The following is a 22,468-nucleotide window of genomic DNA, read 5'->3' as shown; positions in this document are numbered from 1 at the left end:
GCGGCGCTCAGCACTCCCCCGCGCGCCACTTCCCCTTACGCCACTCCCCCGCGCGCCCGTAGAGCACGATCCGCATCCCGGTGACGTCCCTGACGGCGCATCGGTGGAAGTGCTCCGCGAGCACCGCCCGTTTCACCCGCTCCTGTGGGGTGTCGTCCAGCGGCCGGCCGGGCGGGTCGTTCACCGTGACGATCCGCCCGGCCGTCAGCATCCGGACCCGGATCAGCGGTGCGGGCAGCTCGATGCCGTGCAGCGTGCCCGAGGGGATCGCGTGCCGGGCCAGCGCCAGCTCCCGCAGACCCCGGAAGTCCCCCGGTCTTGACATGATCGGCTCCCGGCGCCGGGCGGGCAGGAACAGCACCCCGTCGCCGGGCCGGCTCAGCTCCCGTACGGCGCGGGCGGCCGCGAGGGGGCCGTCGAGCCGGCTCTGCGGGGTCCGCGGCTGGAGCGAGTACGGCAGCAGGGCCGCCACGGCGGCCACCGCCAGCCCCCCGGCGAGCGCCCGTGGGGTGGCGACGGTGCGCGACAGCGCGTCCAGCCGGGCCCCGACCAGCAGCGCGAGACCGACATAGGCGTAGAGCACATACCGGTCGACGTAGAGCGGATGGAGATACGACACCGCGAGCAGCGCGGCCGGCGGCAGGATCAGCAGCGCGAGCGCGAGGTCGCGCAGCGGGACGGGGCCGCGCGCGGGCAGCGGTCCCCGGGCACAGCCGAGGCCCGCCAGGGCGAGCGCGCCGAAGCCGAGCAGCTCGGCCGGGCCCGGCGGGGAGATCCAGCCCACCAGCGCGGCCTGCTGCTGACTGACGATCACCAGCGGCATCAGCACCAGGGCCACCACGGAGGCCGCCTGCCCCCACGCCCAGCCGAAGCGGGCGCCCACCCGGGCCCGGTACAGCGCGACGCCGTGCGCGGCGACGGCCAGGATGGCGAACTCGTGCAGCAGACAGGCCAGCGAGGCGACGGCGGCGTATCCGGCCCAGGTGCGCTTGCGGGGCCGGGCCACGGCGCTCAGCAGCAGATGCGTCGCCGCGACGACGGCGGCACAGACCAGGGCGTACGACCGCCCCTCCTGCGCGTACCGCTGCACCGCCGGGGCCAGCGGGAAGACCAGCCCGGCGGCGAGTCCGGCGCGGGGTCCCGCGAGCCGCTGCCCGAGCAGTCCGACCCCGGCCGCCGCGGCGGCCATGGCCAGCACCGAGGGCAGCCGGAGGGCGACGAGACCGCCGTCCCAGAGGGCGAAGACCCCGTGCATGAACAGGTAGTACAGACCGTGGGCGACATCGGCCTGGCCGAGCAGATGCCAGATGTCGGCGAGGCCGCGGTGGGCGATCTGATACGTCGTCGACTCGTCCCGCCACATGCTGTTCTCACGGCGGATCCCCCACAGCCCGAGCGCCAGCGCCAGCCCGGCCGGGGCGCGCCCGGCGGCGGCGCGCCCGGCGGCGGCGCGCCCGGTGCGCCCGGTGCGGCGGGACGCCGGGGCCGGGGGCGCCGGGCGGGCGAGCGGGGCGGCCCCGGCGGTGTCGAGGCGGGCGAGACGGCCATGGGAAGGGGAACTCCGATCGGAGCGGAAGGTGATGCCGTGGATGCCGGGGATGCCGGGGCGGGGTGAGGGGTGCGGGTCAGGCCCTTCTGCGGCCGATCCACCACACGCAGAGGGCGGCGAGCGCGGCGGCCGCGACCAGGCAGATCCCGGCCTGCATCCACTGCATGGGCCAGTAGTGGCTCGCCGGCTGCAGCTCCTCGTACCACCTCCCGGTGGCGCCGAGCCGGGCGAAGCAGCGTTCCCATCCGGCCCCGACGGCGGACGAGCAGCTGTCCAGGGGGATCTTCTCCCCGGACCGGGTCAGATAGCCGTTGCCCATGCCACGCCACGCGTCGACGTAGACCTGCGGAGGGGTTTCCGCGGACAGGGCGGAGCCGACCGTCCGCGGCGTCATCAGATGGGGGCGCAGGGTGTCCAGCCCGTACTGGGCACCGGCGGTGGCCCCCAGGGTGACCACCATGGCGGGCAGGGTGCGCCGCAACAGCAGCCCGGCCGCCGCGCCGAGGAGGAAGGACAGCGGGGCGAGGGCGACCGCCGCCGGGCCGGTCGCGTCGAACGGTACGGCGGTGCCCCAGGCGATGTCCTGGAACTGCGGCCGGGCCGCCCGCCACCACCAGGTGTAGAGCGCCGCGAGAACCGCGGTGCCGGCCGTGACGGCGACGAGCGGGACCGCGAGTTTGGCGATGAGCCAGCGGGTCCTGCCGACGGACTGGGTCCACACCACCTGGTGGGTGCCCGTCTCCAGCTCCCGGGCGAACAGCGGCGCGCCGATGAAGACGCCGATCAGCGCGGGCAGCGCGATGAGCAGCCGTCCGGTGTTGAGCAGCGGGGTGCGGTAGGTGTCGGTGAGGTGGCGGAACGCCTCGGCCGTCGGGTTGGTCCCCTCCTGGGGGCTGATCTCCTTGCCGTGGCAGAGCGCCCCCGCGTTCACGTCCGCGCAGCCCTGGATGTCGTGCGCCCCTACGTAGCCGACCATCCCGGCGCGCTGCCAGACGATGTACGCGCCGATCACCACGACCACGGCCAGGCCCGCCCACAGGGCGGCCCGGTGCTGGCGCGCCACCAGCCACACAAGGCCGCGGGCGCGGAGCCGTGCGCCGGGCACCCGGATCCGTATGCCGATCGAGCTCATGCCCCACCTCCGTGACGGTCGCCCGTGCTTCGGCCGTGAACATCGGCGGGGCGTCGGGGGCGCGCAGACAGCCGAGCAGGACGTCCTCGAGGGAGGGTTCGGTGACGATCCAGCGGTCCTCGGCCGGGGCGCCCTCCGGGCGTATCAGCGCGGTGATCTGGCGGCCGGTCGTGCGGGTCTCGACCACGGTGTGGCGGGTGAGCGCCTCCGGTGTTCCGTCCCCGGTCACGCGTGGTCCGGTGACGAGACGGTGAGCGGCCTGGATGGCGTCCGTCCCGCCCGCCAGGCGGATCCGGCCGCCGCCCATCAGCAGCAGGTAGTCGCAGACGCCGTCGAGTTCGGCGAGCACATGGGTGGAGATGACCACGCCGGTGCCGCGCTCGGCGGCCTCCGCCATCAGCGCGCCCATCATCCGGCGGCGGCGCAGCGGGTCCTGATCGGCCATCGGCTCGTCCAGGAGCAGCAGATCGGCGCGCTTGCCGAGGGCGAGGGCGAGGGCCACACAGGTGCGCTGGCCGCCGGAGAGCGAGCCGACGCGGGCGGACAGCGGCACATCGGCCTCCGCCACCACCCGTTCGGCGGCCCCCCGGTCCCAGCGGGGGTTGAGCTCCCGGCCCAGGCACAGGGTGTCGGCCACGGAGAAGCGCGGGTAGAGCGGCTTGTCCTGGGCGACGAAGGCGACGCGTTCGCGGACGCCGGGGTCGGCGGCGGACCGGCCGAAGGTCCGCAGGGTGCCGGTGGTCGGGGTCAGCAGCCCGGCGGCGAGGGACAGCAGGGTGCTCTTGCCGGAGCCGTTGGGGCCCACCAGGGCGCAGATCCGCCCGGCGGGGAGCCGGAAGGCGACGTCTCCCAGGGCCCAGCCGCGTCGGTACTTCTTGCCCAGCCCGGACGCCTCCAGTGCGCCGGACGCGTCGATCTCGTCGGTCACCCGTTCTCCTCGTGTCCACGCTCGCCGGGGGCGGCGGTCTCGCCGAAGCGCTCCTCGAGGACCGAGGCCACCAGCGCCGTCACGTCCTCGCGGCCGAGCCCGGCCGCGCGGGCCCGGTCGGTCCAGTCGGCCAGTTCGGCGCGCAGCGGTGAGTCCGCGGCGGCGCCGGGCCGGGCCAGCGACCGGCGGACGAAGGTGCCAAGACCCGGCCGGGGCTCGACCAGCCCCTCGCGCTCCAGCTCGCGGTACGCCTTCAGGACGGTGTTGGGGTTGATGGCGGTGGCCGCGACGACCTCCTTGGCCGTGGGCAGCCGGTCCCCGGGCTCCAGCAGTCCGAGGCGGAGCGCCTGTTTGGTCTGCTGGACGATCTGCAGACAGGTGGCGATACCGCTGCGCCGGTCGATGCGGTACTCGACCATCCGCCTGGTGGAGCGCGCCCGCGGGATTGTCAACCGGCCTGGTCAGCCGGTCCGGGAGAACGTCGGCCGAAACGCCACGCGGCGCCTTCCCCCGGTCGGGAGGGGGAAGGCGCCGCGCGGCCGGTCCGTACGCCGTTGTACGGGCGGAGATCCGGGAAGGCCGGAGGACCGGGTCAGACCATGAGGGCCCGGTCGGTGGGGCGGATCGGGGCGGGCAGCTCGCTGGCCCCGGCCAGATGGCGGTCCACCCCGCGCGCCGCGGAGCGGCCCTCGGCGATGGCCCAGACGATCAGCGACTGGCCGCGGCCCGCGTCACCGGCCACGAAGACACCCGGCACATTGGTGGCGAAGTCGGCGTCGCGCGCGATGTTGCCGCGCTCGTCCAGCTCCAGGCCGAACTGCTCGACCAGGCCGTTCTTCTGGTCGGTGCCGGTGAAGCCCATGGCGAGGGTGACCAGCTGGGCCGGGATCTTCCGCTCGGTGCCCGGCTTCTGCGCCGGCTTGCCGTCCTTGAACTCCACCTCGATCAGGTGCAGCCACTGGACATTGCCGTCCTCGTCGCCCTCGAAGTGGGTGGTGGAGACGGAGTAGATCCGCTCGCCGCCCTCCTCGTGCGCCGAGGTGACCTTGTAGAGCATCGGGAAGGTCGGCCAGGGCTGGCCCGGGTGCCGCTCCTCGCCGGGCCGCGGCATGATCTCCAGCTGGGTGACGGAGGCGGCGCCCTGCCGGTGGGCGGTGCCGACGCAGTCCGCGCCGGTGTCGCCGCCGCCGATGACCACGACGTGCTTGCCCTCGGCGGTGATGGGGGACGTGGTGAGATCGCCCTCCTGCACCTTGTTGGCGAGCGGCAGGTACTCCATCGCGAAGTGGATGCCGTTCAGCTCCCGGCCCGGGACCGGCAGATCGCGCGAGGTGGTGGCACCGGCCGCGATGACCACGGCGTCGTACCGCTTGCGCAGCTTGGCGGCGTCGATGTCGCGGCCGATCTCGGTCTCGGTGCGGAACTTGGTGCCCTCCGCGCGCATCTGCTCGATACGGCGGTTGATGTGCCGCTTCTCCATCTTGAACTCGGGGATGCCGTAGCGCAGCAGCCCGCCGATGCGGTCGGCCCGCTCATAGACGGCGACCGTGTGACCGGCCCGGGTCAGTTGCTGGGCGGCGGCCAGGCCCGCCGGGCCCGAGCCGATGACGGCGACGGTCTTGCCGCTGAGCCGCTCGGGCGGCTGCGGGGTGACATCACCCGCGTCCCACGCCTTGTCGATGATGGTGACCTCGACGTTCTTGATGGTCACCGCCGGCTGGTTGATGCCGAGCACACAGGCCGACTCGCACGGGGCGGGGCACAGCCGCCCGGTGAACTCCGGGAAGTTGTTGGTCGCGTGCAGCCGCTCGCTGGCCTCGCGCCAGTCCTCCCGGTAGGCGTAGTCGTTCCACTCGGGGATGAGGTTTCCGAGTGGACAGCCGTTGTGGCAGAACGGGATGCCGCAGTCCATGCACCGGCCGGCCTGCTTGCTGATGATCGGCAGCAGCGAGCCGGGGACGTAGACCTCGTTCCAGTCCTTGACGCGCGTCTCCACCGGGCGGGTCTCGGCGACCTCGCGGTCGGTGCTCAGGAAGCCCTTGGGGTCAGCCATTGATCGCCGCCTCCATCATCTTCTCGTGGGTCTCGGACTCGGAGAGTCCGGCCCGCTCGGCGGCGTCCTTGGCGGCGAGCACGGCCTGGTACGTAGCAGGGATGATCTTGCTGAAGCGGGTGCGGGCGGTCTCCCAGTCGTCGAGCAGCGTGCCCGCGACGGTGGATCCGGTCTCCTCGTGGTGGCGGCGCACGGCGTCGTGCAGCCACCGCTGGTCGGTGTCGTCCAGCGCGCCGACGGCGGCGCGGAGGTCGACGTTGACGTTGTCCGGGTCGAGGTCGATCACATACGCGATACCGCCGGACATCCCGGCCGCGAAGTTGCGCCCGGTGGGGCCGAGGACGACCGCGTGGCCGCCGGTCATGTACTCACAGCCGTGGTCGCCCACGCCCTCGGAGACGACCGTGGCACCGGAGTTGCGGACGCAGAACCGCTCGCCGACCCGGCCGCGCAGGAACATCTCGCCGCCGGTCGCGCCGTACGCGAGGGTGTTGCCCGCGATCGTCGAGTACTCGGCGAGGTGGTCCGCGCCCCGGTCCGGGCGGACGATCACGCGGCCGCCGGAGAGGCCCTTGCCGACGTAGTCGTTGGCGTCGCCCTCGAGCCGCAGCGTGACACCGCGGGGCAGGAACGCGCCGAAGGACTGACCGGCCGAACCGGTGAAGGTGATGTCGATGGTGTCCTCGGGCAGGCCCGCACCGCCGAACGTACGGGTCACCTCATGGCCGAGCATGGTGCCGACGGTCCGGTTGATGTTGCGGATCGCGACCTGGGCCCGGACCGGCTCTGCGGCCTCGGCGCTCTCGGCGTTCAGCGCGTCCGCCGCCAGCTTGATCAGCTGGTTGTCGAGCGCCTTGGCCAGGCCGTGGTCCTGCTCGACCGCCTGGTGGCGGACGGCGCCCCGGGGCAGCTCGGGCACGTACAGCAGCGGGGCGAGGTCCAGGCCCTGCGCCTTCCAGTGCTGGACGGCACGGGTGGTGTCCAGCAGCTCGGCATGGCCGATGGCCTCCTCCAGGGAGCGGAAGCCCAGCTCGGCGAGGAGCTCACGGACCTCCTCCGCGATGAACTGGAAGAAGTTCACCACGAACTCGGCCTTGCCGCTGTAGCGCTCGCGCAGCACCGGGTTCTGGGTGGCGATGCCGACCGGGCAGGTGTCCAGGTGGCAGACGCGCATCATGACGCAGCCGGAGACCACCAGCGGCGCGGTGGCGAAGCCGTACTCCTCGGCGCCGAGCAGTGCGGCGATCACCACGTCACGGCCGGTCTTCAGCTGGCCGTCGGTCTGCACCACGATGCGGTCGCGCAACCCGTTGAGCAGCAGCGTCTGCTGAGTCTCGGCGAGGCCGAGCTCCCAGGGGCCGCCCGCGTGCTTGAGCGAGGTGAGCGGCGAGGCGCCGGTCCCGCCGTCGTGGCCGGAGATCAGCACCACATCGGCGTGGGCCTTGGAGACGCCCGCGGCCACCGTGCCGACGCCGACCTCGGAGACCAGCTTGACGTGGATCCGGGCCCGCGGGTTGGCGTTCTTCAGGTCGTGGATCAGCTGGGCGAGATCCTCGATCGAGTAGATGTCGTGGTGCGGCGGCGGGGAGATCAGGCCGACGCCCGGGGTGGAGTGCCGGGTCTTGGCCACCCACGGATAGACCTTGTGGCCGGGCAGCTGGCCGCCCTCGCCGGGCTTGGCGCCCTGCGCCATCTTGATCTGGATGTCATCGGAGTTGACCAGGTATTCGCTGGTCACGCCGAAGCGTCCGGAGGCCACCTGCTTGATCGAGGAGCGCCGGGCCGGGTCGTGCAGCCGGTCGGAGTCCTCGCCGCCCTCACCGGTGTTGGACTTTCCGCCCAGCTGGTTCATGGCGATGGCGAGGGTCTCGTGCGCCTCCTGGGAGATGGAGCCGTACGACATCGCGCCGGTGGAGAACCGCTTGACGATCTCGCTGACCGGCTCGACCTCGTCGATCGGGATCGAGGGGCGCTCACCCTTGAAGGAGAACAGACCGCGCAGCGTCATCAGCCGCTCGGACTGCTCGTTCACCCGCTCGGTGTACTTCTTGAAGATGTCGTAGCGGCGCGAGCGGGTGGAGTGCTGGAGCCGGAAGACCGTCTCGGGGTCGAAGAGGTGCGGCTCGCCCTCGCGGCGCCACTGGTACTCGCCGCCGATCTCCAGCGCGCGGTGGGCGGAGGGGACGCCGGAGGCGGGGTACGCCTTGGCGTGGCGGGCGGCCACCTCCTTGGCGACGACGTCCAGGCCCGCGCCGCCGATCTTGGTGGCGGTGCCGTGGAAGTAGGTGTCCACGAAGGACTCGTCCAGGCCGACGGCCTCGAAGACCTGCGCGCCCCGGTAGGAGGCCACGGTCGAGATGCCCATCTTGGACATGACCTTCAGGACGCCCTTGCCGAGCGCCTTGATGAGGTTCTTGATCGCGGTCTCGGCCTCGACACCGGGCAGGAACGTCCCCGCCCGGACCAGGTCCTCGACCGACTCCATGGCCAGGTACGGGTTGACGGCCGCGGCGCCGTAGCCGATCAGCAGCGCGACATGGTGCACCTCGCGGACGTCGCCCGCCTCGACCAGCAGCCCCACCTGGCTGCGCTGCTTGGTGCCGATGAGGTGGTGGTGGACCGTGGAGGTGAGCAGCAGCGAGGGGATCGGGGCGTGCTCGGCGTCCGAATGCCGGTCGGAGAGCACGATCAGCCGGGCGCCGTCCTCGATGGCCCGGTCGGCCTCCGCGCAGATCTCGTCCAGCCGGGTGGCGAGCGCCTGACCGCCGCCACCGACCCGGTACAGACCCGAGAGGTTCGCCGCCTTGAGGCCGGGCATGTCCCCGTCGGCGTTGATGTGGATGAGCTTGGCCAGCTCATCGTTGTCGATCACCGGGAAGGGCAGGGTGACGCTGCGGCAGGAGGCCGAGGTCGGCTCCAGCAGATTGCCCTGCGGGCCCAGCGAGGAGATCAGCGAGGTGACCAGCTCCTCGCGGATCGCGTCCAGCGGCGGGTTGGTGACCTGCGCGAACAGCTGGGTGAAGTAGTCGAACAGCAGCCGCGGCCGCTCGGAGAGGGCGGCGATCGGCGAGTCGGTGCCCATCGAGCCGATCGGCTCGGCGCCGGCCTTGGCCATCGGCGCGAGCAGGACGCGCAGCTCCTCCTCGGTGTACCCGAAGGTCTGCTGACGGCGGGTGACCGAGGCGTGGGTGTGCACGATGTGCTCGCGCTCGGGAAGGTCGGCCAGGTCGATCAGACCGGCCTCCAGCCACTCGCCGTACGGCTCCTCGGCGGCCAGCTCGGCCTTGATCTCGTGGTCCTCGATGATGCGGTGCTCGGCGGTGTCCACCAGGAACATCCGGCCCGGCTGGAGCCGGCCCTTGCGGACCACCTTGGCCGGGTCGATGTCCAGGACGCCGACCTCGGAGGAGAGCACGACCAGACCGTCGTCGGTGACCCAGTAGCGCCCGGGCCGCAGACCGTTGCGGTCCAGCACGGCGCCGACCTGGGTGCCGTCGGTGAAGGTGACACAGGCCGGGCCGTCCCAGGGCTCCATCATCGTGGAGTGGTACTGGTAGAAGGCGCGCCGGGCCGGGTCCATGGAGGGGTGGTTCTCCCACGCCTCGGGGACCATCATCAGCACCGAGTGCGGCAGCGAGCGGCCGCCGAGGTGGAGCAGCTCCAGGACCTCGTCGAAGGTCGCCGAGTCGGAGGCGTCCGGGGTGCAGACGGGGAAGATCCGCTCCAGGCCCTGCTCCCCGAACAGGTCGCTGACCAGCTGGGACTCCCGGGCGCGCATCCAGTTGCGATTGCCCTGGACGGTGTTGATCTCACCGTTGTGGGCGACGAAGCGGTACGGGTGGGCCAGCGGCCAGCTCGGGAAGGTGTTGGTGGAGAACCGGGAGTGGACCAGCGCGACGGCCGTGGCGAAGCGGCGGTCGGAGAGGTCCGGGAAGAACGGCTCCAGCTGACCGGTGGTCAGCATGCCCTTGTAGACCAGGGTGCGCGCGGACAGCGAGGGGAAGTAGACCCCCGCCTCGCGCTCGGCGCGCTTGCGCAGCATGAACGCCTTGCGGTCCAGGGCCACGCCGGTGCTGGTGCCGTCGGCGACGAAGAGCTGGCGGAAGGCGGGCATGGTGGACCGGGCGCCGTTGCCCAGCAGCTCGGGGGCGACCGGCACCTCGCGCCAGCCGAGGACGGTCAGGCCCTCCTCGGCGGCGAGCCGCTCGATGTGCTCCGCGGCGGCCGCACCCTCGGTCTCGCCCTCCGGGAGGAACGCGATGCCCACCGCGTAGGCACCGGCCTCGGGCAGTTCGAAGCCGGTCACGTCGGCCCGCAGGAAGGCGTCCGGAACCTGGACGAGGATGCCCGCGCCATCGCCGGAGTCGGGCTCGGAACCGGTGGCGCCGCGGTGCTCGAGGTTCCTCAGCACGGTGAGAGCCTGCTCCACGAGCTCATGGCTGGCCTCGCCGGTGAGGGTCGCCACGAAGCCGACGCCACAGGCGTCGTGCTCATTGCGCGGGTCGTACATCCCTTGGCGGGCAGGGTGGGATGCGGAACGCATCGGCTCTCCCGTCGTCGTCATGGCATTTTGCGTGTGCCGAGGGACGACGTTGGCCCTCCGCGAGAATTTCGTGCAGGTTACATGATGGGGCGAATCTCGGGAAGCGGAAATTCCGTTCCATCATGCGGACACCCCAGGGGTGGGGTGAGGTGAGGCAGTACGGGCATTGGGGATGGGGCGACCGGCGTCGCCATGGCGCGGATCGGGCGACACTGCCCAAGCGCTTCGGGCTTATGCCCGCCCGTAAAAGGATCGAAACCGAGGAGTAACGGCGTGATGATCGCGGCTCGCCGTATGACTGTCATCCTACGGCCGTTCCGAAGAAAGCGCCCAGGGCATAGGTCACACCCGCCGCCGCGCCACCCAGCACCAGCTGCCGCAGCCCGCTGTACCACCAGCTCCGGGCGGTCACCCGCGCCACCACCGCACCGCAGCCGAACAGCCCGATCAGCGCCAGCACCAGGGCCGGCCACAGCGCCGCGGCGCCCAGCAGATACGGCAGCACCGGCAGCATCGCGCCCAGCGCGAAGGAGCCGAACGAGGACACCGCCGCGACCAGCGGCGACGGCAGATCGTCCGGGTCCACGCCCAGTTCCTCGCGGGCGTGTATCTCCAGCGCCTGCTCGGGGTCGCGGGAGAGCTGCTCGGCCACCTCACGGGCCAGGGCCGGCTCCACCCCGCGCGACTCGTAGAGCGCGGCCAGCTCCTCCAGCTCGTCCACCGGGTGCTTGCGCAGCTCGCGCCGCTCCACCTCCAGCTCGGCCTGGACCAGATCGCGCTGGGAGGCGACGGAGGTGTACTCACCGGCGGCCATCGAGAAGGCACCGGCCGCCAGGCCCGCAAGACCGGTGATCACGATGGTCTGCCGGTCCACCGCGCCACCGGCCACACCGGTCATCAGCGCGAGGTTGGAGACCAGTCCGTCCATGGCCCCGAAGACGGCGGGACGCAGCCAGCCGCCGTTCACATCACGGTGGGTGTGGTTGTCGCGGTGGGCGATGTGCGGTGACTCGGCGCTGTCGATGACGGACATATGAAGATGTGCTCCCTTCGAGAAGGGTGTGGCGATGCGGCCCTCACCCCAACGGTTCGAAGGTACGCACGAATTCCCCCGCTCCGCCAGCAAGGAAGGCCGAACTTACCTCGCTGACCTGCGCAAACGTAAGGAGGCCGCCGAACCCCGAGGGGTTCGGCGGCCCGATGGACGCACGCGGGCGCGCGTCAGGGATTCTTGGTGGGCTCCGCCTCGGCGGCCACCGCACCGGCCTCGTCCGCGCCGCCGCTCTTGGCCGGGGCGTCGCCGCTCGTCCCGGTGGCCGGGGCCGCGCCGTCCTCGACCGCGGCCGGTTCCACGACCTCCTCGCGGCCCGGGGCCCGCTTCGCGGAGATCACCAGATAGGCGATGGCGGCCAGGAAGACCGCGATGGACGTCCAGTTGTTGAGCCGCAGCCCCAGTACGTGGTGGGCGTCGTCCACCCGGAGATACTCGATCCAGAAGCGACCTACGGTGTACGCCGCGACGTAGAGGGCAAACGCCCGGCCATGCCCCAGCTTGAAGCGGCGGTCCGCCCAGATCACCAGCAGCGCCACACCGACGCACCACAGCGACTCGTACAGGAAGGTCGGGTGGTACGTGCCGGCCACCCGGCCCGCGTCGGCGTCGCCGTCGATCTTCAGCGCCCAGGGCAGTGTGGTGGCCTTGCCGTACAGCTCCTGGTTGAACCAGTTGCCCCAGCGCCCGATGGCCTGGGCGAAGGCGATCCCGGGGGCGATGGCGTCCGCGTACGCCGGGAGCGGGATCCCCCGGCGGCGGCAGCCGATCCAGGCGCCGAGCGCGCCCAGCGCGATGGCTCCCCAGATCCCCAGGCCGCCCTGCCATATCTTGAAGGCGTCCACCCAGTCACGGCCGTCGGTGAAGTACAGCTCGTAGTCGGTGATGACGTGGTAGAGGCGGCCGCCCACCAGGCCGAAGGGCACCGCCCAGACGGCGATGTCGGCGACGGTGCCGACCCGGCCGCCGCGGGCGACCCAGCGCCGCCCGCCGTACCAGACCGCGACGAAGACGCCGATGATGATGCAGAACGCATAGCCGCGCAGCGGGACCGGACCGAGGTAGATCACGCCGGACGACGGGCTGGGAATGTAAGCGAGGAGGTCCATGACAGGACCGACGCTACCTTGCCGGGCGGGAGATGCGGCAACCCACCCGGCAACGGCTGCGTAACAAGGATCAGTCGCGGACCGCCGCGAGGACCATGCGCTTGAGCTTGTTGGGACTCAGCGGCTTCTTGGGGTCACCGTAGATCGACTCCCCGTCCAGCAGCACGGTCGGGGTCGAGGCGTAGCCGGAGTGGGCGAAGACGTCGTTGGACTTGCGCACCCAGGCGTCGTGCCGGCCGTCCTCGACGCATGTCCGGAAGGCGGGCGTGACCAGCCCGGGGACCTGGTCCGCGAGCTTGATCAGCCTGCCGTTGTCGGCGTAGGTGTCCCGGGTCTCCTGGGACTGATGGCGGTAGAGCACATCGTGGTACGCCCGGAACTTCGCGGGGTCCTTGTCCTGGGCGCAGGCCGCCGCGTTGGCGGCGCGGAGCGAACCGGTGCCGCCGAGGTTTCCGTCGATGATCGTCACCAGGTGGTACTCGACCCTCATCCGGCCGGTGTCCTGCAGCTCGTGGACGGTCTTGCGGAAGACGTCCTCGAACTGCTTGCAACCCGGGCAGCGGAAGTCCTCGTAGACCGTCAGGGTCACCGGGCCCGCCTTGCCCGCCTTCCCCTCCTGCGCGGACTTCTCCGACTTCCCCGAGGGGATCACCAGACGGCCCTTGCCGACGGCTCCGCGCGGCGGCACCAGCGCGCTGCTCGACTTGCCCGAGTCGTCGCCGGTCCTGGACGCGAACATGCCCACGCCCACCGCCGCGCCGAGGACGGCCACCACCGCCCCCAGGACGCCCAGCGTCCGCTTACGCTTCGCACGCGCCCGGTCCCGCTCGCGTTGTTCCCGCAGGCGCTCTCGGGCGCCGCGCTTTCCCTCACGGTTTCTCTGGCTCACGCCCTCGCCTAACGAGGCGGAGGAGCACCGCTGAGCTCCTCCGCCCCGTTGTTCCCTCGAACGAGCGACCCTCTAACGGGCGGTGCGGACGCCCTCCGCCAGCTCACCCGCGAGTTCGCGCAGACCCGCCAGACCGGCCTCGGTGTCACCCTCGGCGTCCAGCAGCCGCTTGACGAAGGCCGAGCCCACGATGACCCCGTCGGCGAACACCGCGACCTCCGCCGCCTGGGTGGCGTTGGAGACGCCGAGGCCCACGCACACCGGGAGCGAGGTGGTGGCGCGGGTGCGCTCCACCAGCGCGCGTGCCTCCTGGCCCACCGATTCCCTCGTTCCGGTGACACCCATCAGGGACGCCGCGTAGACGAAACCGCTGCCCGCCGCCGTGATCTTCGCCAGCCGCTCATCACGGCTGCTGGGCGCGACCACGAACACGGTCGCCAGACCGTGCTGCTCGGCGGCCTTCCGCCAGATCTCCGACTCCTCGACCGGCAGATCGGGCAGGATGCAGCCCGCGCCGCCCGCCTCTGCGAGATCGGCGGCGAACCGCTCGACGCCGTACCGGTCCACGGGGTTCCAGTACGTCATGCACAGGATCGGGGCGCCGGTGCGGGCGTGCACCTCGCCCACCGTGCGGATCACATCGCGGATCCGGACCCCGTTGCGCAGCGCGATGTCGTCCGCGGTCTGGATCACCGGCCCGTCGAGCACCGGATCGCTGTGCGGCAGCCCGACCTCGACGATGTCGCAGCCGCCCTCGATCATGGCGGTCATCGCGTCAACCGCGCCGTCGATGGTGGGGAAACCGGCGGGCAGATAGCCGACGAGCGCGGCGCGCCCCTCGTCCTTGGCGGCCGCCAGGACGGACCCCAGCAACTCCAGGTTCCCGGTCATCACTTCGCCCCCTCGTCGCGTCGCTGGTCGTAGAGGCCGAAGTACTTGGCCGCCGTGTCCATGTCCTTGTCGCCGCGCCCGGAGAGATTGACCAGCACCAGGCCGTCGCTCCCCAGCTCCCGGCCGAGGTCCAGGGCGCCCGCGAGCGCGTGGGCGCTCTCGATCGCCGGGATGATGCCCTCGGTCTCCGACAGCAGCCGCAGCGCCCGCATCGCCTCGTCGTCGGTGACCGCCCGGTAATCGGCGCGGCCGATGTCCTTCAGATACGCGTGCTCGGGGCCGACGCCGGGGTAGTCGAGACCGGCCGAGATCGAGTACGGCTCGGTGATCTGGCCGTCCTCGTCCTGGAGGACATAGGACCGGGAGCCGTGCAGGATCCCGGGCTCGCCCTTGCTCAGCGTGGCCGCGTGCTCCCCGGAGGCCACGCCGTGCCCGGCGGGCTCGAAGCCGACGATCCGTACCTTCTCGTCCGGCAGGAAGGCGTGGAACAGCCCGATCGCGTTGGATCCGCCGCCCACGCAGGCCGCGACCGCGTCCGGCAGCCGCCCGGTCCGCTCCAGGATCTGCCGCCGCGCCTCCACACCGATCACCCGGTGGAAGTCGCGCACCATCGCCGGGAACGGGTGGGGTCCCGCCACGGTGCCGAAGATGTAGTGGGTGCGGTCGACATTGGCGACCCAGTCCCGGAACGTCTCGTTGATGGCGTCCTTGAGGGTGCGGCTGCCGGACTTCACGGCGATGACCTCGGCGCCCAGCATCCGCATCCGCGCCACGTTGAGCGCCTGCCGCTCGGTGTCGACCTCGCCCATGTAGATGGTGCACTCGAGCCCGAACAGCGCGCACGCGGTGGCCGTGGCCACCCCGTGCTGACCGGCGCCGGTCTCGGCGATCACACGGGACTTGCCCATCCGCCGGGTGAGCAGGGCCTGTCCCAGCACGTTGTTGATCTTGTGGGAACCGGTGTGGTTGAGGTCCTCCCGCTTGAGGAAGACCCGAGCGCCCCCGGCGTGCTCGGCGAACCGCGGCGCCTCGGTCAGCGCGCTGGGCCGACCGGTGTAGTTGACCAGCAGATCCTCGAGCTCGGCCGCGAAGGCGGGGTCCGCCTTGGCCTTCTCGTACTCGGCGGCGACCTCGTCCACCGCGGCGACGAGCGCCTCGGGGATGAACTTGCCGCCGAAGGCGCCGAAATACCCTTCGGCGCTGGGCACCTGGCCCTCCGGGTCAGGGATGAAGAAATCAGAGGACATGCGACGTACTCCTCGATCGGGGCAGCGCCCCGCGACAGGTGGGATGGTGGGGAAGCGTGCGGCGTGCGCTCAGCGCGCCGCCGCCCGGCGCCATCGCCGCCCGTTGATCTGCCCCGGCTCGCATCCGATGTGGTAGCGCACGCGCCGCCCCCGCACCCGCCTCGCGGGCGCGCGGCAGCCCCGGGGCCGACAGCCCCGTGCCAGGCGCGCGTACGTCTCCATGGTCCGCCGATCCCGCCCCGTCGTCAGTCCCGGCCGTGGCGCAGCGCCGGATGGGCGCCCGCCGCCACCAGATCGGCCACCGCGGCCTTGGGGTCGCGCCCGGTCACCAGGGACTCGCCGACCAGCACCGCGTCCGCGCCGTCGTTGGCGTAGGCGATCAGGTCGTGCGGGCCGCGCACCCCGGACTCCGCGATCTTGACGATATGGTCCGGGATCTCCGGGGCGATCCGGGCGAAGTTCGAGCGGTCCACCTGGAGGGTCTTGAGGTCGCGCGCGTTGACGCCGATGACCCGGGCCCCGGCGTCGACGGCCCGGCCGGTCTCCTCCTCGTCGTGCACCTCGACCAGGGGCGTCAGCCCGATCGACTCGGCCCGCTCGATGAGCGAGACCAGCGCCTGCTGCTCCAGCGCGGCGACGATCAGCAGGATGACGTCGGCGCCGTGCGCCCGCGCCTCCCACAGCTGGTACGAGGTGACGATGAAGTCCTTACGGAGCACCGGAATGTCGACCTTCGCCCTTACGGCTTCCAGGTCGGCCAGCGATCCGCCGAAGCGCCGCTGCTCGGTCAGCACGCTGATCACGGCCGCGCCGCCCGCCTCGTAGTCCGCGGCGAGCCCGGCGGGGTCGGCGATCGCGGCGAGCGCGCCCTTGGAGGGGCTGGACCGCTTGACCTCGCAGATCACCTTGACGCCGTCGCCCTTGAGCGCCGCGACACCGTCCTTCGCCGGCTGGGCCTTGGCCGCCCGCTCCTTGAGCTCGTCGAGGGCGACGCGCGCCTGCCGCTCCGCGAGGTCGGCACGGACTCCGTCGATGATCTCGTCGAGCACACTCACCGAGCGGCCCCCTTCCGTGACGGGGATGAAGCTTCTGATCTGTACCGGGTGAGGCGGTCCACCGCGTCACCTGGCACTGCGATGGTAGCCGCCGGTAGGCCGAGGTCTCGCATCCGGTTGACGCGGACGCTCGCCACATGCACATACACAACAGCGGTCAGGGCACCAGTAGTCCCCCGAACGGGAAATTCCGGACGATTGTGAAGACCAGGGCCAGCACACCGAGCGCCCCCGCGTGCCACAGCCGCGGCGCCGGGAAGCGTCCGCGTACGCACCACACCGCCCAGCAGACCGCGAAGACCGCGTAACAGCCGACGGCCAGGGCGTTGTCACGCAGCGCGGCCGCCAGATCGCCATGAGCCAGGGCATGGGCGCCGCGCAGCCCGCCGCAGCCGGGGCAGTACAGCCCGGTGAGCCGCAGCAGCGGGCAGACGGGGTAGTGGCCGGGCTCCCGGGGGTCGACGGCGGCGACGTAGCCGAAGGCGGCGAGGACGCCCGCGAGCACGCCGAACGGGGCGGCCAGACGCCGCACCAGGGGGGCCAGGACGGTCGGCGGTGGTTCGGTCACACCGCCGAGTCTGCCCGGGGATCCACGAAGGCGCAGCTCAGGGCCGGTGCGCCGACCTCCGTACGGCGCAGTGCCGCATGCGGTGGAGGCGGGCGCGGCCCCGGGCCGCGCCGGGGCTCACTGCTGGGTCTGCGCCTGCGACTGCGCCGCGGGCTGCGACTGCGCCGCGGGCTGCGGCTGCGGCGGGTGCTGCGCCTTGGGCATGCCCAGCCCGGCCGCGCGCATCGCCGCGCCGACGACACCGCCGAGGGCGATGATCACCATGCCCGCCCAGAAACCGAGCGGGTTGGCCGCCACGGTGAACGCGCCGGCGACGCAGAAGCCGATGAAGGCGATGGTGACACCGGTCCAGGCGGCCGGGGTGTGTCCGTGGTCGTGACCCGCCATGAATTCTCCTCGTAGCTGTACGCGCCTGCTCCGGGCGCTCGGGGGCGAACGCTCCCACGCCATTGTCCCCGATGCGCGAAACGCCCATGAGCGGGGGTGGGACCTTACGGTGCGGGGCCGTGCCGACGCGCGGCCCCGCCGCGTGGCAGGGGCTTCGCCCCTGGACCTCCGGGGGTGGACCTCCGAGGGTTTGGGGCGGAGCCCCGGTCCGGACGGAGTATCTGGGGCGCAGTCCCGCTCCGGGGTCAGGGACGTGGATCCCGCCCGGGAGCCTGGGGCGGAGCCCCGGTCCGGGGTCTGGGGCGGAGCCCCGGTTCGGGGGCTGGGGCGGAGCCCGGTCCGGGGTCAGGGGCACAGCCCGGTCCGGGGTCAGGGGGCGGAGCCCCGGTCCGGGGTCAGGGGCCACAGCCCGGTCCGGAGTCTGGGGCGGAGCCCCGGTTCGGGGGCTGGGCTCGGAGCCCCGGTCCGGGGTCAGGGGCGGAGCCCCGGTCCGGAGGCCGGGGCACAGCCTGCGGTCCGGGGTCAGGGGCGGAGCCCCAGTTCGGGGTCAGGGGCGGAGCCCCGGTCCGGAGGCCGGGGCACAGCCCCCGGTCCGGAGTCTGGGGCGGAGCCCCAGTTCGGGGTCAGGGGCACAGCCCGGTCCGGAGGCCGGGGCACAGCCCCCGGTCCGGAGTCTGGGGCGGAGCCCCGGTTCGGGGGCTGGGGCGGAGCCCCAGTTCGGGGTCAGGGGCACAGCCCGGTCCGGAGGCCGGGGCACAGCCCCCGGTCCGGAGTCTGGGGCGGAGCCCCAGTCCGGGGTCAGGGCCACAGCCCGGTCCGGGGTCAGGGGCGGAGCCCCGGTTCGGGGGCTGGGGCGGAGCCCCGGTTCGGGAAGGGGCGGGGAGGGGAGCAGCCCGCCGCAGGCGCCTAGGCGCCGCGCTCGGCCTCCCGCCGCGCCGGGGCCTCCGTCGGGTCCTCGCCGCGGTCCAGGGCCTTCCACAGCTCCTCGGGGCGGTCCGGGTCGGCTGCGGCACCGCCGCGCCGGGTGCGGCTCCGGGCCGCGGCGCCCGCGGTGCCCGCGCGCTCGTACCGGCCGGACATGGCGGGCCAGTGACGGCCGTAGCCCAGGGCGAGCAAGCCCGCGAGCAGCAGCAGCACCCCGCCCGCCGCGGCGATCCACGGCCAGGGGGTGTACGCCACGTCGTGGATCGGGCTGTGGGTCAGCCCGCTCACCTTGGACGCCTTCTCCTCCAGCGCCGCCTTGTCGGACGCGCCGAGGGCGGCGCTGACCACGATGCCCGCGCCGCTGAGGGCCAGCAGCCCCGCGACGACGAAACGGCCGAGGCGGCGCACGGCGAAGACGGCGACCAGCGCGGCGAGGCCGACGACCGCGAGGGCGCCGGGGAGTCCGGTGATGTCATCGCCGTTGGCGCTCTGCGAGAGGGACCCCTGGGCGACGGACGCGGTGCCCTCGGCCCATTTGCGGCTGGTGGCCAGCAGGACGAGGGCGGCGCCGAGCGCACCGGCGAGCAGGGCGATGGCAAGGCTGCTTCGGCGGCCGCGCGCGGCGGGGGCGGAGGGCTCGTGCTCGGCCCTGGGCTGGGGTACGGCTGCTGCAGTCACGCCTACCACTATCCCCCACCCGGGTACGGGACCGTTCCCGGGTGGGGGATATGGGACCTACCGGGAGCCACCGGCCACCGGAAACACCGCCCCGGCGAGCCACCCGCCACCGGGAACTACCGCCCCAGACGGCCCGCCGCGTGCACCGCCCGCAGCACCGCCGCCGCCTTGTTGCGGCACTCCGTGTCCTCGGCCACCGGGTCGGAGTCGGCGACGATCCCGGCGCCCGCCTGGACGTACGCCGTGCCCTCACGCAGCAGCGCGGTGCGGATGGCGATCGCGGTGTCGGAGTCGCCCGCGAAGTCGAGATAGCCGACACAGCCGCCGTACAGCCCGCGGCGGCTCGGCTCCAGCTCCTCGATGATCTGGAGCGCCCGCGGCTTGGGGGCGCCGGAGAGGGTGCCCGCGGGGAAGCAGGCGGTGAGCACGTCGAAGGCCGTACGGCCCTCGGCGAGGCTGCCGGTGACGGTCGAGACGATGTGCATGACATGGCTGTAGCGCTCGACCGACATGAAGTCGACGACCTCCACGCTGCCCGGCTCGCAGACCCGCCCGAGGTCATTGCGCCCGAGGTCGACGAGCATCAGATGCTCGGCCCGCTCCTTGGGGTCGGCGAGCAGCTCCTCGGCGAGCGCGGCGTCCTCCTGCGGGGTGGCCCCCCGGTGGCGGGTGCCGGCGATGGGGTGCAGCATCGCCCGGCCGTCCTCGACCTTGACCAGCGCCTCCGGGCTTGAGCCCACCACGTCGAAGCCCTCGAACCGGAAGAGGTACATATAGGGGCTCGGATTGGTGGCCCGCAGCACCCGGTAGACGTCGAGGGCACTCGCCGAGCACGGCGTCTCGAACCGCTGCGAGGGGACGACCTGGAACGCCTCGCCCGCGCGGATGCGCTCCTTGATGTCGTCCACCGCCGCCATGAAGTCCTCGCCGCCCCACAGCGCGGTGTACTCGGGCAGTTCGGAGTCGGGCAGCGCGGCGGGGTCGGTCGCGACGGGGCGGACCAGGTCGGCGGCCATCGCGTCGAGCCGGGCCACGGCGTCCGCGTACGCCTCGTCCACACCCGTGTCGAGGTCGTTGTGGTTGATCGCGTTGGCGATCAGCAGCACGGTGCCGTCCCAGTGGTCCAGCACCGCGAGGTCCGAGGTGAGCAGCATGGTCAGCTCGGGCAGGCGCAGATCGTCCCGCCCGTGCTCGCCGACCTTCTCCAGGCGGCGGACGATGTCGTAGCCGAGGTAGCCGACCATGCCGCCGGTGAACGGCGGCAGCTGGACCAGCCCCCCGAGGTCGCGCGGGGTGTGCAGGGTCTCGACGGTGGCGCGCAGCGCCTGGAGGGGGTCCCCGTCGATGGGGACGCCGACCGGTGGGGTGCCCAGCCAGTGGGTGCGGCCGTCGCGTTCGGTGAGGGTGGCGGCGCTGCGGACGCCGATGAAGGAGTAGCGGGACCAGGAGCGGCCGTTCTCGGCGGATTCGAGGAGGAAGGTGCCGGGGCGCTCGGCGGCCAGCTTGCGATAGAGGCCCACGGGGGTGTCGCCGTCCGCGAGCAGCTTGCGGCTCACGGGGATGACGCGGCGGTCGGCCGCCAGCTTGCGGAAGGTCTCGAGATCCATCGTGACAGCGTCCTGGGTCTGGGGCTGGGAAGCCCGGCGGGGCACGGGGCTGAGGCTTGGGCTTGGGCTTGGGCTTGGGTGGAGTGGGGTGGGGTGGGGTGGGGTGGTGGCCGGTCTACTGGTCGATCCGCGGGCCGAGCGGGAGCTCGTCGGCGTCGAAGCAGGTGCGGTCGCCGGTGTGGCAGGCGGCGCCGACCTGGTCGACCTTGACGAGGACGGTGTCGGCGTCGCAGTCGAGCGCGACGGACTTGACCAACTGGACATGGCCGGAGGTGTCGCCCTTGACCCAGTACTCCTGGCGGCTGCGGCTCCAGTAGGTGCAGCGGCCGGTGGTGAGGGTGCGGTGCAGGGCCTCGTCGTCCATCCAGCCGAGCATCAGCACCTCACCGGTGTCGTACTGCTGGGCGATGGCGGGCAGCAGGCCGTCGGCGCCGCGCTTGAGGCGGGCGGCGAGGGCCGGGTCGAGGACGGAGGGGCGGTCGGAGCCGGTCATGCGACCATTCTGCACGTCCGGAGGGGGGTCCCCACGAATGATCGCTGCCGGACCGGGGCCGGGCTGGAGAACCGGACCGGGGCCGGGCTGGAGAACCGGGCCGGAAATCCGGGCTGGAAAGCCGACCGGCGGGCCGGGCCGATGGACGGGTTGTCAGTGGAATGGGGCATGCTTCGGACATGACGTTTCCGCCGCCGTCGAACGACCCCAACCGGCCTGGAAACGGCGGGGGGTTCGGTCCACCGCCGCAGCCGCAGCAGCAACCACCACAGCCACAGCCCGCACAGCCGCAGCAGCCTGCGCAGCCGCAGCCGCCCGCCCAGGCGCAGCCGCCGCAGCAGGGCTTCGGGCCGCCGCCCCCGGCGGACCCGCCCGCACAGCCGGGCGGGACGGGGCCGCAGCCCCAGCCGGGGCCCCAGGCCCAGCCGAGCGGCGGTTTCGGGCCGCCCACCCCACCGGCCCTGCTGCCCGGCGGTCCGCCCCCGGGCGCGCTGCCGCCGGGGTCCATACCCCCGGGGGCGCTGCCGCCCCCTCCCCCGCCGCCCGGCACCGGCGGCTCCAGGACCACGGCGATCGTCATCGCGGCGGTGGTGGCCGTGGCGGTGGTCGTCGGCGCGATCGTCATCGGGACGAAGGACGACGGGGGCAAGGAGAAGTCGGCCGACGCCGGCCCGTCCGCCTCGGCCTCGGACCGCCCCTTCTCCTCGCCCTCGGCCGGCGAGTCGTCCGCCGCCCCGTCGGGCTCGGAGGATCCCGGCAAGGGCGCCCCGCTGGGCGGCGGCAGCGAGGCCCCCGACGGGGATCCGGGCGCCTCGGAGTCGGCGGCCCCGGACGCCTCGGAGTCCGGCGCGCCCGGTGACAAGGTGCCGTATGTGGTGCTCGACCCCGGCCAGTGCTTCGACCACCCGGCCATGGACAGCAGCGTCACCAAGGTCGAGAAGCGGTCCTGCCACGGCCCGCACGACGGCGAAGTGATCGCCAACGAGACGCTGAGCGGCGACTTCTCCACCGAGAAGGGGATTCAGACCAAGGCGCTCGCGCTGTGCGCGACGGATGCCAAGAAGCGGCTCCAGAGCGTCCCCAACGACGGCCGGATGTATTACTACTACGCGCTGTACCCCGCGCTGGGCACGTACTCCGTCCAGGGCGAGGACCAGGTCTCCTGCGCGCTCACGCTGAGCGCCGGGCGCGACGGCAAGAAGCTGAGCAAGCCCCTGCCGGGTTAGGGACTGTCCGGCGGATCCGGCGGATCCGGCGGATCGTGACGCCTGCGGCGGGCTGTTCCCCTCCCCGCCCCTTCCCACAACCGGGGCTCCGCCCCAGACCCCGGGATCCAGGTGGTCTGGGGCGGAGCCCCGACCACA

Annotated in this window: 18 protein-coding genes and 1 pseudogene; 1 reads left to right on the top strand and 18 read right to left on the bottom strand. The window is 72.8% G+C overall.

Features of this window, described 5'->3' with window-relative positions; genetic code table 11:
* Positions 1-7: 7 nt before the first annotated feature.
* From NP777_RS11705 to hisI, 18 genes and pseudogenes are all read right to left on the bottom strand, one after another.
* Complete coding sequence (locus tag NP777_RS11705) at positions 8-1,363, bottom strand: glycosyltransferase family 39 protein (RefSeq protein ID WP_256650055.1); 1,356 nt, start codon at positions 1,361-1,363, stop codon at positions 8-10.
* A gap of 262 nt (positions 1,364-1,625) precedes the next feature.
* Positions 1,626-2,681, bottom strand: a complete 1,056-nt coding sequence (locus tag NP777_RS11700; protein WP_256650054.1) for a translation initiation factor IF-2 — start codon at positions 2,679-2,681, stop codon at positions 1,626-1,628.
* A gap of 7 nt (positions 2,682-2,688) precedes the next feature.
* Positions 2,689-3,609: pseudogene (locus NP777_RS11695) on the bottom strand (ABC transporter ATP-binding protein); the annotation flags it as partial.
* Complete coding sequence (locus NP777_RS11690) at positions 3,606-4,028, bottom strand: GntR family transcriptional regulator (protein WP_256650053.1); 423 nt, start codon at positions 4,026-4,028, stop codon at positions 3,606-3,608. The gene NP777_RS11690 and the pseudogene NP777_RS11695, both read right to left, overlap by 4 nt.
* A 173-nt stretch (positions 4,029-4,201) precedes the next feature.
* Entirely contained in the window at positions 4,202-5,662 is a 1,461-nt protein-coding gene (locus NP777_RS11685) for a glutamate synthase subunit beta (protein ID WP_256650052.1), read from the bottom strand.
* Positions 5,655-10,205 (bottom strand): glutamate synthase large subunit, encoded by a 4,551-nt coding sequence (gene gltB, locus NP777_RS11680; protein ID WP_256650051.1) that lies wholly within the window; start codon positions 10,203-10,205, stop codon positions 5,655-5,657. The genes NP777_RS11685 and gltB overlap by 8 nt, the downstream gene beginning before the upstream one ends.
* A 301-nt stretch (positions 10,206-10,506) precedes the next feature.
* Positions 10,507-11,238: a VIT1/CCC1 transporter family protein gene (locus NP777_RS11675; protein WP_256650050.1), complete on the bottom strand. Its 732-nt coding sequence runs from the start codon at positions 11,236-11,238 to the stop codon at positions 10,507-10,509.
* Between the two features lie 188 nt (positions 11,239-11,426).
* Positions 11,427-12,365, bottom strand: coding sequence for a prolipoprotein diacylglyceryl transferase (gene lgt, locus NP777_RS11670; protein WP_256650049.1), 939 nt, complete (start codon positions 12,363-12,365; stop codon positions 11,427-11,429).
* 70 nt (positions 12,366-12,435) lie between these two features.
* Complete coding sequence (locus NP777_RS11665; RefSeq protein WP_256650048.1) at positions 12,436-13,254, bottom strand: DsbA family protein; 819 nt, start codon at positions 13,252-13,254, stop codon at positions 12,436-12,438.
* 72 nt (positions 13,255-13,326) lie between these two features.
* Complete coding sequence (trpA, locus tag NP777_RS11660) at positions 13,327-14,145, bottom strand: tryptophan synthase subunit alpha (protein WP_256650047.1); 819 nt, start codon at positions 14,143-14,145, stop codon at positions 13,327-13,329.
* Complete coding sequence (trpB, locus tag NP777_RS11655) at positions 14,145-15,392, bottom strand: tryptophan synthase subunit beta (protein WP_256650046.1); 1,248 nt, start codon at positions 15,390-15,392, stop codon at positions 14,145-14,147. Before trpB ends, trpA begins: the two co-directional genes overlap by 1 nt.
* Before the next feature lie 69 nt (positions 15,393-15,461).
* Positions 15,462-15,614 carry a tryptophan biosynthesis modulator TrpM gene (gene trpM, locus NP777_RS48475; protein ID WP_369075658.1) on the bottom strand — a complete coding sequence of 51 codons (153 nt, stop codon included), beginning with the start codon at positions 15,612-15,614 and terminating at the stop codon, positions 15,462-15,464.
* 23 nt (positions 15,615-15,637) lie between these two features.
* Entirely contained in the window at positions 15,638-16,447 is an 810-nt protein-coding gene (gene trpC, locus NP777_RS11650; protein ID WP_256650045.1) for an indole-3-glycerol phosphate synthase TrpC, read from the bottom strand.
* Positions 16,448-16,604: 157 nt separating this feature from the next.
* Positions 16,605-17,015: a DUF2752 domain-containing protein gene (locus NP777_RS11645; protein WP_256650044.1), complete on the bottom strand. Its 411-nt coding sequence runs from the start codon at positions 17,013-17,015 to the stop codon at positions 16,605-16,607.
* A gap of 117 nt (positions 17,016-17,132) precedes the next feature.
* Positions 17,133-17,402: an HGxxPAAW family protein gene (locus NP777_RS11640; protein ID WP_256650043.1), complete on the bottom strand. Its 270-nt coding sequence runs from the start codon at positions 17,400-17,402 to the stop codon at positions 17,133-17,135.
* Between the two features lie 906 nt (positions 17,403-18,308).
* A complete protein-coding gene (locus tag NP777_RS11635; protein ID WP_256650042.1) occupies positions 18,309-19,004 on the bottom strand; it encodes a TIGR02234 family membrane protein in 696 nt (231 codons plus the stop codon).
* Positions 19,005-19,120: 116 nt separating this feature from the next.
* Positions 19,121-20,656 (bottom strand): anthranilate synthase component I, encoded by a 1,536-nt coding sequence (locus tag NP777_RS11630; protein WP_308405092.1) that lies wholly within the window; start codon positions 20,654-20,656, stop codon positions 19,121-19,123.
* A gap of 70 nt (positions 20,657-20,726) precedes the next feature.
* Positions 20,727-21,104, bottom strand: a complete 378-nt coding sequence (hisI, locus tag NP777_RS11625; RefSeq protein WP_256650040.1) for a phosphoribosyl-AMP cyclohydrolase — start codon at positions 21,102-21,104, stop codon at positions 20,727-20,729.
* Positions 21,105-21,283: 179 nt separating this feature from the next.
* On the opposite strand from hisI, the gene NP777_RS11620 reads away from it, so the two are divergent.
* Positions 21,284-22,330 (top strand): hypothetical protein, encoded by a 1,047-nt coding sequence (locus tag NP777_RS11620; RefSeq protein WP_256650039.1) that lies wholly within the window; start codon positions 21,284-21,286, stop codon positions 22,328-22,330.
* The last annotated feature ends 138 nt before the right edge of the window (positions 22,331-22,468 follow it).

The sequence above is a fragment of the Streptomyces rugosispiralis genome, assembly GCF_024505145.1.
GTDB classification, from domain to species: Bacteria; Actinomycetota; Actinomycetes; order Streptomycetales; family Streptomycetaceae; genus Streptomyces; species Streptomyces rugosispiralis.
This window is presented reverse-complemented; position numbering and strand designations above follow the sequence as displayed.